At 38.5% G+C, this 13,981-nt stretch carries 10 protein-coding genes; 8 read left to right on the plus strand and 2 right to left on the minus strand.

Annotation, left to right across the window (positions count from 1 at the left end; all coding sequences use genetic code 11):
- Positions 1-397 precede the first annotated feature (397 nt).
- From GJU32_RS16075 to GJU32_RS16100, 6 genes are all read left to right on the plus strand, one after another.
- Positions 398-2,434 (plus strand): hydantoinase/oxoprolinase family protein, encoded by a 2,037-nt coding sequence (locus GJU32_RS16075; RefSeq protein ID WP_155592972.1) that lies wholly within the window; start codon positions 398-400, stop codon positions 2,432-2,434.
- 3 nt (positions 2,435-2,437) lie between these two features.
- Complete coding sequence (locus GJU32_RS16080; RefSeq protein WP_155592973.1) at positions 2,438-4,117, plus strand: hydantoinase B/oxoprolinase family protein; 1,680 nt, start codon at positions 2,438-2,440, stop codon at positions 4,115-4,117.
- An 11-nt stretch (positions 4,118-4,128) separates the two neighbouring features.
- Entirely contained in the window at positions 4,129-4,881 is a 753-nt protein-coding gene (locus GJU32_RS16085; protein WP_155592974.1) for an IclR family transcriptional regulator, read from the plus strand.
- A 22-nt stretch (positions 4,882-4,903) separates the two neighbouring features.
- The gene (locus GJU32_RS16090) at positions 4,904-6,478 is read left to right on the plus strand and encodes an OPT/YSL family transporter (protein ID WP_155592975.1); all 1,575 of its coding nucleotides are present in this window, start codon (positions 4,904-4,906) and stop codon (positions 6,476-6,478) included.
- A 16-nt stretch (positions 6,479-6,494) separates the two neighbouring features.
- The gene (locus GJU32_RS16095; RefSeq protein ID WP_155592976.1) at positions 6,495-7,538 is read left to right on the plus strand and encodes an S-methyl thiohydantoin desulfurase domain-containing protein; all 1,044 of its coding nucleotides are present in this window, start codon (positions 6,495-6,497) and stop codon (positions 7,536-7,538) included.
- Positions 7,539-8,236: 698 nt separating this feature from the next.
- A complete protein-coding gene (locus GJU32_RS16100; protein WP_155592977.1) occupies positions 8,237-8,851 on the plus strand; it encodes an HD domain-containing protein in 615 nt (204 codons plus the stop codon).
- Positions 8,852-8,872: 21 nt separating this feature from the next.
- Here the strand turns inward: GJU32_RS16100 and GJU32_RS23630 are convergent, their stop codons facing one another.
- Both GJU32_RS23630 and GJU32_RS16105 read right to left on the minus strand, forming a co-directional pair.
- Positions 8,873-8,995: a hypothetical protein gene (locus tag GJU32_RS23630; RefSeq protein WP_274381826.1), complete on the minus strand. Its 123-nt coding sequence runs from the start codon at positions 8,993-8,995 to the stop codon at positions 8,873-8,875.
- On the minus strand, positions 8,992-10,380 hold the full coding sequence (locus GJU32_RS16105; protein WP_155592978.1) for a pyridoxal phosphate-dependent decarboxylase family protein: 1,389 nt from the start codon (positions 10,378-10,380) through the stop codon (positions 8,992-8,994). Before GJU32_RS16105 ends, GJU32_RS23630 begins: the two co-directional genes overlap by 4 nt.
- Before the next feature lie 108 nt (positions 10,381-10,488).
- On the opposite strand from GJU32_RS16105, the gene pdxR reads away from it, so the two are divergent.
- Positions 10,489-11,949 (plus strand): MocR-like pyridoxine biosynthesis transcription factor PdxR, encoded by a 1,461-nt coding sequence (pdxR, locus tag GJU32_RS16110; RefSeq protein WP_155592979.1) that lies wholly within the window; start codon positions 10,489-10,491, stop codon positions 11,947-11,949.
- Between the two features lie 138 nt (positions 11,950-12,087).
- Positions 12,088-13,974: an ABC-F family ATP-binding cassette domain-containing protein gene (locus GJU32_RS16115; protein WP_155592980.1), complete on the plus strand. Its 1,887-nt coding sequence runs from the start codon at positions 12,088-12,090 to the stop codon at positions 13,972-13,974.
- Positions 13,975-13,981 lie beyond the last annotated feature (7 nt).

The raw sequence follows: 13,981 nt of genomic DNA on the forward strand, positions 1-13,981 counted from the left end.
TTCATGCAATGGCGTAAGACAAAATCAAAATCTCCTGTTATAAAGCATTAAACCGTTGAATCCATGTTAAATTTTAGTTAATTCCATCTACAAACAGATGAGTAAATATTCATAAAAATTATTTTTTTCAAAAATTTAAGGTTCTAGTGATAAAACTAGGATCTTTTTTGTGTTGTAAAAAAATCACGAGAAGTTTCCTTATATAAATGTGTATGGTATTTTTTATAAATTATTATCTGATATTGGAAAGAAAAAGCGGATAATTACAACGGAAACCAATTGTCAAATGAATTTTTATTTAAAAAATACATTGAATTTTCTTTTTCTTTTAAATATAATTTACTTAATTCTAATTCGGAACACTGTACCGATAATAGGAACACGGAGGGATGAAGTCTTGAAAATCGCAACAGATATTGGCGGTACTTTTACCGACCTAGTTTTCACAGATGAAAAAGGAAATCTTCATTTTGATAAAGGACATACAACACCAGGTCATTTTGAGGACGGCATATTAAACGTATTAGGACGACATGTAACGGAAGAGTCTTTCATTGAATCATTTATTCATGGTTCAACTGTAATTATCAATACATTAACGGAAAGAAAAGGGGGCGTAGTTGGGTTAATTACAACAAAAGGTTTCCGTGACGTTTTAGAAATTGCTCGTGGTAATCGACCAGACTTATATAATTTTAAATATAAAAAACCAGAACCGTTTGTAGAGCGTTACTTAAGACAGGAAATCGATGAGCGAATCGATTTTAAAGGAAATATTATGAAAGCGCTTAATACCGAGGAAGTCAATGATATCGTTCGTAAATTTAAGGAATTGGGTGTTGAGGCAATTGCCATTTCATTGATTCACGGCTATAAAAATCCAATTCATGAACAACAGCTAAAAGAAGAAATTTTAAAAATTTGGCCTGAGGTGTATATCACACTTTCAAGCGAAACGATTAAAGAATATCGTGAGTACGAAAGAACGAATACAACTGTTCTTAATTCCTATGTAAAGCCGATTGCTCACGCGTATTTGAAAAGCTTAAAAGAAAAATTAAGCACAATTGGTATTACAGATCATTTAAAAATTATGCAATCGAATGGTGGCACAACAAGCTTTGATAAAGCAATGGAGCTACCAATCAATCTTGTGGAATCTGGTCCTGTAGCGGGGATGTTTGGGGCAGCAAAATTAGGACAGCTTCTTCATGAATCCAACATTATTGCTTTCGATGTTGGTGGAACAACGGCAAAATGTTCTCTTATTACAGATGGCAAGGTAAATGTCACAACAGATTACTATATTGAAAGAAATGAAAAATTTGCTGGTTATCCAATTAAAACACCCGTTGTTGATATTGTAGAAATCGGCAATGGTGGTGGCTCCATCGCACGTGTCGATCAATTTGGCTCGTTAAAGGTAGGTCCAGATTCTGCTGGTGCAAAGCCAGGACCTGTCGCATATGGCTTAGGTAATACACAGCCGACAATTACGGATGCGAATGTGTATTTAGGAAGACTATCATTAGAAAACTTTGATAACCCAGTATCTATTGACAAAGTGGAGGAGGCCCTTGTTGAAGCGATTGCAAAACCGTTTAATGTATCGGCAGAGGAAGCGGCACAAGGTATTCTAGATATTGCGAACTCAAATATGTTAAATGCATTGAAGCTCATTTCGATTCGTAAAGGCTATGATCCAGAAGATTTTACAATGGTAGCCTTTGGGGGCGGTGGCCCGCTACATGCCATTAACTTAGCTGAAGAATTAGGTATGAAAAAAGTCATTATTCCATATGGTTCGTCCGTCTTTTCTGCATTAGGAATGATGATGACAGAATACCGACAAGATTATATTCAAACGAGTTTAATGGACTTTGACAAGAATCATCTTGCAGCGATTCAAGCAAATATTGATGAAGCGATTGCGAATGCCTATGCGGATGCACCTTTGTCGCAGGATCATTATTATTTTGAGATTAATTATGATTTGCGTTACAAAGGCCAAGAGCACGCAGTTAAATTGAATGCGTCGACTAGTACACTTCATGAGGAAGGGTTACTTGAATTAGCTGGGGCTTTCCATATTAAACATAAACAAGAGTTTTCATTTGATTTACCAGCTACGCCAATTGAATTAGTAAACTTACATCTTACAATCTATGGGAAAGATGAAGCCGTTCAATTTAAAGAACTAGACTTCTCTCATATCGACGATTCGACTTGTATCAAAACAAAACGCAATTTATACGTAAAAGGAACAGGTTGGGTAGAGGTCAATGTCTATGATCAACAAAAACTAGTACCTGGATATGTTATTGCAGGTCCTGCCATTGTGGAAAATCCAACATCTACGGTCGTGATCAATAATAAGCAATCTATAGAAATAGATAAATATGGAAATTTGATTGTAGAGATGGAGGGGAAATAAAACATGAAAAAAGATGTTTTTGCAGTAGAGATTATTCAAGATTCATTGTTAGCTATAGGGGACGAAATGTTTGTTGCCCTAGCCCGTTCATCTATGAGTCCAGTTATCTATGAGGTATTAGACTATGCTTGTGGTTTAACAGATGCAAACGGTAATTTAATTAGCCAAGGAAATGGTGTGACAAGCTTTATTGGGATGTTGAGCCCAATGGTACAGCGTGTTATTGAAAAGTTCGATAATGGGAAAAAATTACACGAAGGTGATGTCATTATTATTAATGATCCATATGTGGGCGGCGGATCGCATCTATCAGATGTGGGCTTAGTCCTACCTATTTTCTATAATGGTGAAATTATTGCTTACTCTGCCAATAAAGCTCACTGGACAGAAGTAGGGGGCATGGACCCAGGTTCATTCACAAGTAATTCCAATGAAATCTATCAGGAAGGTTTACAGCTACCGGGTGTCAAACTTTATCATAAAGGCGAGTTAAACGAAGCTATCTATGAAATTATCTCGACGAATGTTCGTTTACCAGAGCTATCGATCGGCGATATGTTTGCACAAGTAGCAGCCTTAAAAACAGGTGAAAAACGAATCACTGAACTTTGTCAGAAGTTCGGTGCTGAATCGGTGAAACTGTCCATTCAAAAATTATTGGACAAAGGTGAAAAAATTGTAGAGCTTGAGCTTCAACAGTTACCAAAAGGTGAATTTTATGCGGAGGACTTTATTGAAGGCGATCCATTAAAAGGTGGACCTTATCCGATTAAAGTGAAAGTTACGATTAGTGATGAAGAATTTAAATGTGACTTTAGAGGCTCGCATCCAGCTGTGAATGTGCCAATGAACTGTTCACAATTTGGTTTAATGGCAAGTGTGCGCGTAATGTTCTTAGCCCTTCTTGGCGATATTGATGTGATCAACGAAGGTGTCTTTAAACGTTTAACGATTATCACGGATGAAAACTCTATTGTTTCAGCTAAACGTCCACATCCTGTGTCTATGAACTTTGAGGCACGTATTGGGGCAGCGGATTTAATTTGGAAAGCTCTTGCACCACATTTACCAGAACGATTATCGGCAGGGCATTTGCAGTCTGTTTGTACGTTTATCCTGACAGGTAAAAATCCTGAAAATGATGAGTCGTTCCTAATTGTTGAACCATCTGTTGGTGGTTGGGGAGCAGCGAATGATGAGGATGGTCAAAGTGGGCAATACTGTATGGGAGACGGTGAAACGTATAACCTTCCTGTTGAGATTGCAGAAACAAAATATGGTATCCAAATTGACGAATATAGCTTAAACTGTGACGGTGCTGGTGCAGGTCAATATAGAGGTGGCATAGGTGTACGTCGCGTCTATACAGTCAATAACGATGGTCAAAAGGTTTCTGTTAACTTAGGTAGACATCAATTTGCTCCATTCGGTTTAAATGGAGGAGGAGCAGGCTCTCATAACTATTTAATCATTCATAAAAATGATGGAACAAAGATTGGGCCAGTTGGAGTATTAGCCAATTATGAATTACAAAAAGGTGACCGCATTGAGCTTGTCACAGCAACGGGCGGCGGTTATGGTAATCCACTTGAAAGAGGCACAGAGGCAATTGAGCATGACCTGTTAAATGAATATATTTCTGTAGAAGTAGCGAAAAAGCAATACGGGTATCAAAACGCATAAGGGAGAAATAAATGACTGTCAAGACATTAAAAAACTCATTGGATATACTAGAATGTTTTGCAACGACAGAAAATGCATTAGGTGTCCGTGAAATTTCACGCATGATGAAACTGCCGACAAGCGTCGTGCAAAGAGCCATTAATACATTTACAGAAGCGGGTTATTTAATACAAGATGAAAGTACAAAAAAATATAAATTAGGTTATAAAATGTACCTTTTTTATGATGTACTATCAAATTCAAAGGACCCACACTCGACCATTTATGAATTGATGCAAAATCTTGCCAGTGAAATCAATGAATCAGTATTTCTTACTTATATGGACAATGAATACGGTGTCACAACGAAAATAGCCGAAAGCAATAAAAATGTAAAGTATGCGGTGTCTTTAGGAACGAAGACACCCCTTTACATCGGTGCTTCCTGTAAAGTGATGTTTGCCTACTTAGAGAAGGACACGCAGCTTGAATTATTAGCCTTTTTTCATGACAAACAATCGAAAGAAGAGCATATTACACTGCTTTCGTCATTAAAGGAAGAGCTGCAACAAATCCGCCAAAACAAATGGTGTGTAACGGTTGGAGAGTATAATGAACATGCTTTTGGCATCAGTGTACCGCTATTTAACTATAAGAAAGAGATTATCGCATCTCTTACAATTTCTGGATTAGTATACGATATCGATGAGCAAAGGGAGAAATACATGCTTGAACAGTTAGTGAAAGTAGCTCATCAGATACAATCACACATTTCAAAACTATAACAGCAATAGGGGAGCTGACATTATGAATAATAAAGTATTACATCCACGGGCTTTAGAGCCTGTAACTCTACTAATGATCGTCTTAACATCTGTCGTAGGGGCAATTATTGGGATACAGCTGATTACGACTTTAGGGATTTCTGCGAATACATCAATCGTTGGGGCGATTTTTGCGATGATTCTAGGACGAATTCCTATCGGCAAACTCATTGCGTTCAAATCAGTGCATAGACAAAATATTATCCAAACGGCCATTTCATCGGCCACATTTAGTGCAGCAAGTAGCTTAATGTTGCCAATTGGTATTCCATATGTTTTAGGCTATGAAAATTTAGTATTACCGTTATTTATCGGTGTTATTTTAGCGATGTTTGTTGATGCTTTATTATTATATAAATTTTTTGATACAAAGATTTTCCCAGCAGCAGGTACTTGGCCTCCAGGGATTGCGACAGCTGAAGCTATTAAAGCTGGCGATAAAGGTGGCAAGAATGCCAAAGTATTAATTGGTGGTGTGTTAATCGGTATCGTGGGAGCTGTTCTTAAAATTCCAATGTCAGCTTTTGGGGTAGCATTTATTGGTAATATTTGGGCTCTTTCTATGTTTGGAGTTGGTCTTTTATTAAGAGGCTATTCTGTTCAATTATTTAATGTCGATTTAAATGCCTATTATATTCCACATGGTGTCATGATTGGTGCTGGAATTGTGGCTCTATTCCAAGTGGCGTTTACATTATTGAACAAACGCTCAGCGAAAAAGTCAGAAGAGTTGAGCTATTCAAAAGATGCTAAAGAAATTCGTCAAGGTTTTGGTGTAGGGTTTATTGCTTATTTAGTCATTGCTTTATTAATCGCAATTTTAGGCGGTATTATCACACATATGTCTTTCGGTATGTTAATAGGATTCATTATCTTCGCAACAATTGCAGCATTTGTCCATGAGCTGATTGTTGGTATTGCCGCGATGCATGCAGGTTGGTTTCCAGCATTTGCAGTGGCGTTTATTACACTGATTGTTGGTATCTTAATCGGTTTCCCAGCACCAGCTCTTGCCTTACTGGCAGGTTATAGTGCAGCTACAGGGGTAGCATTTGCGGATATGGGCTATGATTTGAAAACAGGTTTTATTTTACGAGGAAATGGTAGTGATCCAGCTTTAGAGAAAGAAGGACGCAAACAGCAAATGATTGCTGGTATGTTAGCCTTCTCGATTTCAGCAATTGTTGTTTTACTTTCCTACAAATCTTATTTTGCACAAGATTTAGTAGCACCTGTTAACCATGTGTATGCAGCGACGATCCAATCGGGTGTTACGGGCGACGTAGCGAAACAATTAATGATTTGGGCAATTCCTGGGGCATTAATCCAATTAATCGGTGGTTCAAAACGACAAATGGGTATTCTTTTTGCTACAGGTTTACTTCTTATCAACCCTATCGCTGGTTGGGCAGTATTAGCAGGTATCTTACTTCGTGTTATTTTTACGTATGTGACGAAAGGTAAGAGAGAATCTGAAATGACAGTCTTTGCAGCAGGTGTCATTGCTGGGGACGCTTTATATAGCTTCTTCTCTTCTATTCTTAAAATAGGGAAATAGAAAGGAGTAATGGATGATGGCAAAAGTATTATCATATGAGGATGGGGTTGCTGCCGTTTATGGGGGAGCTATCCTTGGTGGCGGTGGTGGTGGTCTTCTAGAGGAAGGTTTTAAGCTGGTAGAGGAAATTTTTGCTGCTGGAGCACCACAATTAGTAGATATAATGGAATTAGATCAGGAAGATTTAGTGGCATGTGTGGCAATGGTAGGAGCGCCATCAGCAGTCGATCAATATATTTCTAGTGAACAACTTTGTTGGAGCTATCGTAGTATGAATATGTATTGCGATCAACGTCTAAAAGGCATCATTACCAATGAAAATGGTGCCATTACGACGATCAATGGCTGGTTACAGTCGGTATTATTAAATGTACCAGTCGTTGACGCTCCTTGTAATGGGCGAGCACATCCAACGGGTATTATGGGTTCCTTAAATCTACACGAACAACAAGCTTATCAATCTGTTCAATTTTATGCAGGAGGAAAGGATGATTTTGCGGTTCAAGGATTTGTGGAAGGTAATTTACAAAACACCGCAAAAACAGCACGCCAAGCATCCATTTTAGCAGGTGGGCTAGTAGGGGTAACTCGTAATCCTGTGACGATTGACTATTTACAGCAACATGGTGCACCAAATGCAATATCAATGGCCATTGAGCTTGGCTATCGTTTCTTAAATGGACAAACCTTTGAAGAAAAATTGGCTAACGTTTTGGAACAATTGAATGGAGTACACATCGTTTCAGGGGAAGTAAAAGATTATTCATTAACAAAGGAAAATGGCTTTGATGTTGGGAAATTATCAGTTGGTGATTACCATTTAACTTTCTGGAATGAGTATATGACGTTATCGAAAGAAGGGAAAATGCAATCGAAATTCCCAGACCTGATCATGACATTCGATAGAGAGAAAATGCTTCCTATACCTAGTGCAAGCATTAAAGAGGGTATGCATGTGGCGGTCATTCATGTAGACCAAAGTGATTTAATATTAAGTTCAACGATGCACAATCAGGCTCTTTTGCAGAAAATTGATGAAGTAATTAAAGATGTTCGATAACGATTGAAAACAATAAAAGCTGCCATCATCTACTTGAATGTAAGATGGGCAGCTTTTATTTGTCCTTCAGCGGGAAGGTAATACATTTTATCACAATTGTTCCTACTTCCTTTATAGCATCATTCATATGGCTTAAATGACTTTTCATTCTGTTTTGCACGACTCATTAAAATTGGTGTTCACAATTGTTAGCAATCGTAGTGCACGATTTTCATTAAAGGGAGGAGCTACGTTCATACATATCAAGTATCGACAAGAAGAAGGTAACAGCCATTAATGAAAAAAACAATGACACTTATGCTACATTTGATGAGATCCTATTGGTCATGCAACAAGCTAACTTGTTGTTCACATCTTTCGGCATGTACATTTGGCTATGCGGGTTAAACAAAGAATTTCTAAGGGAAAGTGTTCACTTTTATTTGTTTAGATGATTGGTTTTCAATACGCACGTCATCTTTTAAACATGTTATTCAATTGTAAGCCCGCTGAAGTTGAAGTAAAATCTGTCAAACACACAGCTGTTGTACACTACTGAAAAATATGAGTTACAGAACAAATGGATTGTTCTGTACGTTTATCATACAATATTCTGAAAAGTTAGTCAATTGAAATGGTGTCGGTTTTTTATTTTTCTAGTTTACCTTTTACATAAAAAAATACAGTATAATCTTGTAGGAAGGGAATGAGTTTAGAAAATGAATGATTTAATGAATAAAGTACGTGAAGTGTATGCGCAATTTGATGCTAGTCATGATTTTCAACATATTGAACGCGTCTATCAAAATGCTTTAGCTATTTTACATACTGAGCCTTCTGCAGATGTCGAGGTAGTAAAAATGGCGGTACTTTTGCATGATGTCAGCGACAAAAAGTATACCGATAGCAAAGAAAAGGAAGAGCAGTTAATCTCCGAGTTATCTGTTAGCGAGGAAAAAAAGCAGCATATTCGAGAATGTATTGCACAAGTATCGTTTAATGGTGGAAACGAGCTAGAAGCAACATCACTGGAAGCAAAAATCGTTCGAGATGCAGATCGTTTAGATGCAATTGGGGCTATTGGCATTGCTAGAACATTTGCTTATGGCGGAGCGAAAGGTCGCAAGCTTTATGATAAGGACGAAGAAGCACGCACAGATATGTCAGAGAAGGAATATCGTCAGAAAAATACCTCGTCTGTCACTCATTTTTATGAAAAGCTATTACTGCTAAAAGATTTAATGGTGACGGAGAAGGGTAAGGAAATGGCACTTGAACGACATCAATTTATGGAAAGCTTTTTAAAGCAATTACAGCACGAAATCGGTCAATAGAACAAAGTAACGAACCGTCTTTCAATGGAAGGACGGTTCGTGTGTTTCATTTGGATATTTCTTTCGAAGCATCAATATGGTTACTAGTACGTTTAGTACAACAACATAAAAGATAGCAATCGCAAGTAGAATTTTCGTTGTCACAGTGGCATTGCTGCTGTTAATGCTTCCCAAATAATAGCTAGATCGTCTGGTGTTGTACGCCAATTGCTGAAAGCCGCACGAATGGCAGGCACTCCTTGATAAACAGTTGGTGTCATGAATACTTTTCCTTGTTGATTTAAGGACGTTAAAAATTGTTTGTTCGTTTCATCTGTCAGTACTGCATGATTTATTGCAAAGCATACGACATTTAATCTAACTGGCGCTAACAGGGTAAAGAAGGAACTATCATCTATTTTTTGTCCAAGCTGTTGAGCTAGCATTACATTTTGCTCGATTAACTGTTGATAGCCATTTTGGCCGTACGCTTGTAATGAAAACCAAGCAGGTAGCGCACGGAATCGGCGAGAATTCTCGGGTGTAAGATCACAAAAATCTGGATTATCAAGCGATCCACCGAGGTAGGCAGCATTATTTTTAAACACGGATACTTGCAAGGATTGATCTCTAGTAAACTGCATAGCTGCATCATAAGGGACATTCAACCATTTATGCGCATCAATCGTAATAGAGTCAGCATGGTTAATGCCTTCAACTAAATGAAGGTACTTTGGTGAACATGCCGCAAATCCACCAAATGCCGCATCTATATGTAACCAGAAGTTATAGCGCTTCTTTAGCTCACCAATAGCTAATAAATCATCAAAGTCTACTGTATTCACTGTTCCAGCGTTTGCTACGACAATACAGGGTTCCTGTTGATTGTCTTCAAGAAATTGTTGTAATTTTGCGATATCAATGGCTTCACGCTCTTCCTGACATGGGATGAGGTGGATGGACTTTCTACCAATTCCCAACATAGAAGTTGCTTTAAATATACTTGAGTGAGGAGTACCACTGACAATTTTAATAGGAGGAATATCAAATAACCCATCCAAAGCAGTGCTTTTACCATAGTATTGAGCAACCCACTCCCTCGCCTGAGCAAGACCTACGAAGTTGGCCATTGTTGCCCCACTGACAAACGTACCACGGTAATCATCACTTATTAATAATAATTCCTTTAACATATCGATTGTCGCCAATTCCATAGCACCTGCGATTGAATCTTTTGAATGGGATAAGTTTTGATCATAAATACTTACTAACCAATCTCCTACGATCGAGGCAGGTGTAGACCCACCTGTAACAAACCCTAAATATCTTGACCCGGCGCTGCCGCTTAAGCCTGCTGCGTAATACTGTGTAAAATGGTGTAGTGTTGCCTGAGCACCGCTTCCTAGCTCAGGAAGCTTATCAGCAGGTGCATTGTAAGCATAGTTAGTTACAGCTCTATCCTCTAGACCATTAAAAAAATTGGCTGCATGTTCGACAACGTCCTTTAAAATAGTTTCTATCTTCTCTTGATCGTTCTTCATGTTATTCATGTGGCATCATTCTCCTTTATTCTTAAATTGTGCTTAGCCTTTTCTGTTTCTACACTATATAGTGATATATATAACAGTCAAACAATGACTATAACAGTTGGAGGTCCAATGAAAATTAAGCTAAATCGTCAATCAGATCAATCTTTAATTCACCAGATATCAAACATTATTGCTGAAAAGATCCGTTCTGGTTTTTTACAGGAAGGGAGTCAATTACCTTCCATTAGAAGCTTTTCAAAAGAAAATCAAGTAAGCCTTGTGACAGTTAGTAAAGCGTATTCATTGTTAGAAAAAAACGGTTATATCCAACTGCTACATGGGAAGGGGGCATTTGTTAGAAAAAAAGAAAAGGGAATTTTGAATGTTCATCAGAGTGACTATAATTGGCAGTTAGCCATCCCAGATTACATTCAACGTTCGCAATCTATGTTAAATAAAGGAGTAGAGTTTGCGATTAAGTTTTCAAGTGCGACGATCCATCCTGGGTTATTGCCCTCTGTCTATTTGACGAATCAAATTGTTGATATTTTACAGGCAGATCCGCAGATTGTTGCACGTTATGGTTCTGTGCAAGGAGATGAAGAAGTACGAAAAGCCATTCAAACCTATGTCAAACAATATGGTCAAATAGAAACAACGCCTCAAGAAATCATTGTGACAAATGGTGTTCAACAAGGTATTGATTTAGTGGCAAGAACCTTTATTGGGCCAGGTGACATTGTCATAACAGAAGCTCCAACGTACACAGCAGCCATTGATGTGTTTAGAAATCGAGGAGCTCATATTATTCCGATTCCAGTGGATGAAGAAGGAATGCGGACAACTATTTTAGCAACGTTATGTTTAAGCAAACAACCAAAGTTAATCTATACAAACCCTACATTTCAGAATCCAACAGGAACTGTTTTAAGTGAAGCGAGAAGAAGAGATTTACTAGAACTTGCCCAACAATATGGTTTTCTTATTATAGAGGATGACTCGTGGAATGAGATTTATTTTGACGATAATCCACCACCTCCAACGCTCAAAGCTTTAGATACAAGTGGTCATGTTATTTACTTAAAAGGATTTAGTAAAGCTTTAGCACCTAGTTGTAGAATTGGCGCCATCCTTTCGAAGGGGACTGTCCATCAACGGCTCTTAGCGGCCAAATCCTTTGCCGATTCGGGTAACCCACTGTTAACACAAAAGGCGCTCATTCCTTTTTTACAATCCGAACGAATGCATGCCCATTTAGAAAAACTCCGCATTGCACTTGAAATAAGAAGAGATCAAACGATTGCCTTGCTGAAAAAGTATGCACCTGAAGGCATTACGTGGATGGAACCGAAAGGAGGGCTGAATATTTGGGTGTCTTTGCCTAGTGATGGCAATACAGATGAACTGCTGTTGAAAGCCCAGCAAGCCCATATTACCTTTTTACCAAGCTCAGCTTGTTACCCAGGTGAGCCTCAATACCACCATATGAGAATTAGTTATTCGTATCCTGAACCGCAGGATCTTGAACAAGGGATCATCCAGCTTTGTCAGATTATGCACACGTATTTACAGGAGAATCGACCATTGTAAGTACAAGCCGTTGATAGTTTGTTGTTCTTTGTTTACCTGTCAATTGATGTTATGATGATTAATGGATATCAATAATCGTCTACATAAAAGTAGTGTGGGCATGATCAATACCTAACATGAAAGAGATGGAATAGTGGAATGAGTCATTTAATCGTACAAAATTTAACGAAAACTGTGGGCGATAAAACGCTTTTTCAAAATATTGAATTTACTATTTATGAGGGAGAGCGAGCTGGCTTAATCGGCATTAATGGAACAGGGAAATCGACCTTGCTATCCATTTTAGCAGAAGACATAGAAGCAGATACAATGTCGGTTGATCGACCAAACAAATACCGTGTTGCCTATTTACCACAGGAGCCGTCATTTAATGTTGGAGAAACAGTTTTACAAGCTGTGTTTGCAGGAGACTCACCGATTTTACAACTGAATCGTCAATATGAGGAAACCGTTGCAGCATTAGCAATAAACCCAACATCCGAAAGCCTACAAAAGACTTTATTTAGCTTGCAACAGCGCATGGATGAAGAGCAAGCATGGGATGTCAATGCGTTAGCAAAGACAGCATTAACAAAACTAGGCATTGAAACATTTGAAAGAGAAGTGCTAACACTATCAGGTGGACAGCAAAAACGGGTAGCTTTAGCCAAGGTGTTAATTGAACCAGCGGATCTTTACTTATTGGACGAGCCTACCAACCATTTAGATGTGCAGTCAACAGAGTGGCTCCAAGAAATGGTGTTACGACTAAAGGGTGCGGTTATTTTTATTACCCATGATCGTTATTTCTTAGATGAATTGTCAACACATATTTACGAGCTAGCAGATCAAACATTATATCGACACACAGGGAATTATGGTGATTATTTAGAGGCCCGTGCTATTCGTGAGGAAATGAAAGCTGCCTCTGCTCAAAAGGATCGCAACCGATATCGTTCAGAGCTTAAATGGATTCGTCGTGGCGCGAAAGCTCGTTCGACCAAGCAAAAGGCTCGTATTCAACGCTTTGAAAAGCTAGAGGATAACTTAGAGCGCAAATCAGAGGACGTTTCATTGGAAATGGGGCTCGCGACAACGCGACTTGGACGTAAAGTGCTAGAGGCTGAGAATATTTCGAAAGCCTTCGGACAGCAAAAAATTCTTGAAAACTTTTCATTTTTACTACAGCAAGGTGACCGTATTGGTATTATCGGTGCGAATGGAGTAGGGAAATCCACTTTATTGAATATGCTAGCAGGAGAGCTGGCACCAGATCAAGGTGAGATTCTTGTTGGATCAACAGTGAAGCTAGCACATTTCAAACAAACATTGCCGAAAATGAATGAAAATGAACGTATGATTGAATATATACGTGAGGCTTCAAATGATATTACAGATGCTGAGGGCGTTCGTTATTCAGCCGCTCAAATGCTAGAGCGCTTTTTATTCCCACTGCATGCACATGGAACACCAATTGGGAAATTATCGGGTGGAGAGCGCAAGCGACTTCATTTATTACGTTTATTAATGGAACAACCAAACGTTTTGTTACTCGATGAGCCAACCAATGATTTAGATATTGAAACATTAGGTGTGTTAGAGGATTTCATTGAACATTTCCCTGGTGTTGTCATTACCATTTCCCACGATCGCTTCTTCCTAGACCGGATTGCGAAAAAGCTATGGATATTGGATGGACAGGGACAAGTTGAGGAAACACTGGATCTTTACAGTGAATACTTGGAGAAGCGCGAGCAGGACACGGTTGTTAAAGTAGAGGCGCCAAAAGTTGAAAAGGCGAAGTCCGAAAAGCCAAAATCAGACAAGAAAAAGCTATCGTTTAAAGAGCAAAAAGAATGGGAAACGATCGCAGATGATATTGAAAAAACAGAAACAGCTATTATGGAGACCGAAGATGGAATCGCTAATGCTGGTTCAGATTTTACTAAACTACAGGAATTAACAGCAAAGCTTGATGAGCTGAATGCACAATATGAGCATCTGATTGAAAGATGGTCTTATTTAGATGAAATTGTCAACGGATAAGGAGCGA

The organism is Lysinibacillus cavernae (genome assembly GCF_009724685.1).
Lineage (GTDB): Bacteria > Bacillota > Bacilli > Bacillales_A > Planococcaceae > Lysinibacillus > Lysinibacillus cavernae.

Excerpts from the sequence above, each read along its gene's own strand:
- GJU32_RS16085 (WP_155592974.1), top strand. The coding sequence starts at position 4,129 with ATGACTGTCAAGACATTAAAAAACTCATTGGATATACTAGAATGTTTT.
- pdxR (WP_155592979.1), top strand. The coding sequence starts at position 10,489 with ATGAAAATTAAGCTAAATCGTCAATCAGATCAATCTTTAATTCACCAG.
- GJU32_RS16100 (WP_155592977.1), top strand. The coding sequence starts at position 8,237 with ATGAATGATTTAATGAATAAAGTACGTGAAGTGTATGCGCAATTTGAT.
- GJU32_RS16115 (WP_155592980.1), top strand. The coding sequence starts at position 12,088 with ATGAGTCATTTAATCGTACAAAATTTAACGAAAACTGTGGGCGATAAA.
- GJU32_RS16105 (WP_155592978.1), bottom strand. The coding sequence starts at position 10,380 with ATGAATAACATGAAGAACGATCAAGAGAAGATAGAAACTATTTTAAAG.
- GJU32_RS16095 (WP_155592976.1), top strand. The coding sequence starts at position 6,495 with ATGGCAAAAGTATTATCATATGAGGATGGGGTTGCTGCCGTTTATGGG.
- GJU32_RS16090 (WP_155592975.1), top strand. The coding sequence starts at position 4,904 with ATGAATAATAAAGTATTACATCCACGGGCTTTAGAGCCTGTAACTCTA.
- GJU32_RS16080 (WP_155592973.1), top strand. The coding sequence starts at position 2,438 with ATGAAAAAAGATGTTTTTGCAGTAGAGATTATTCAAGATTCATTGTTA.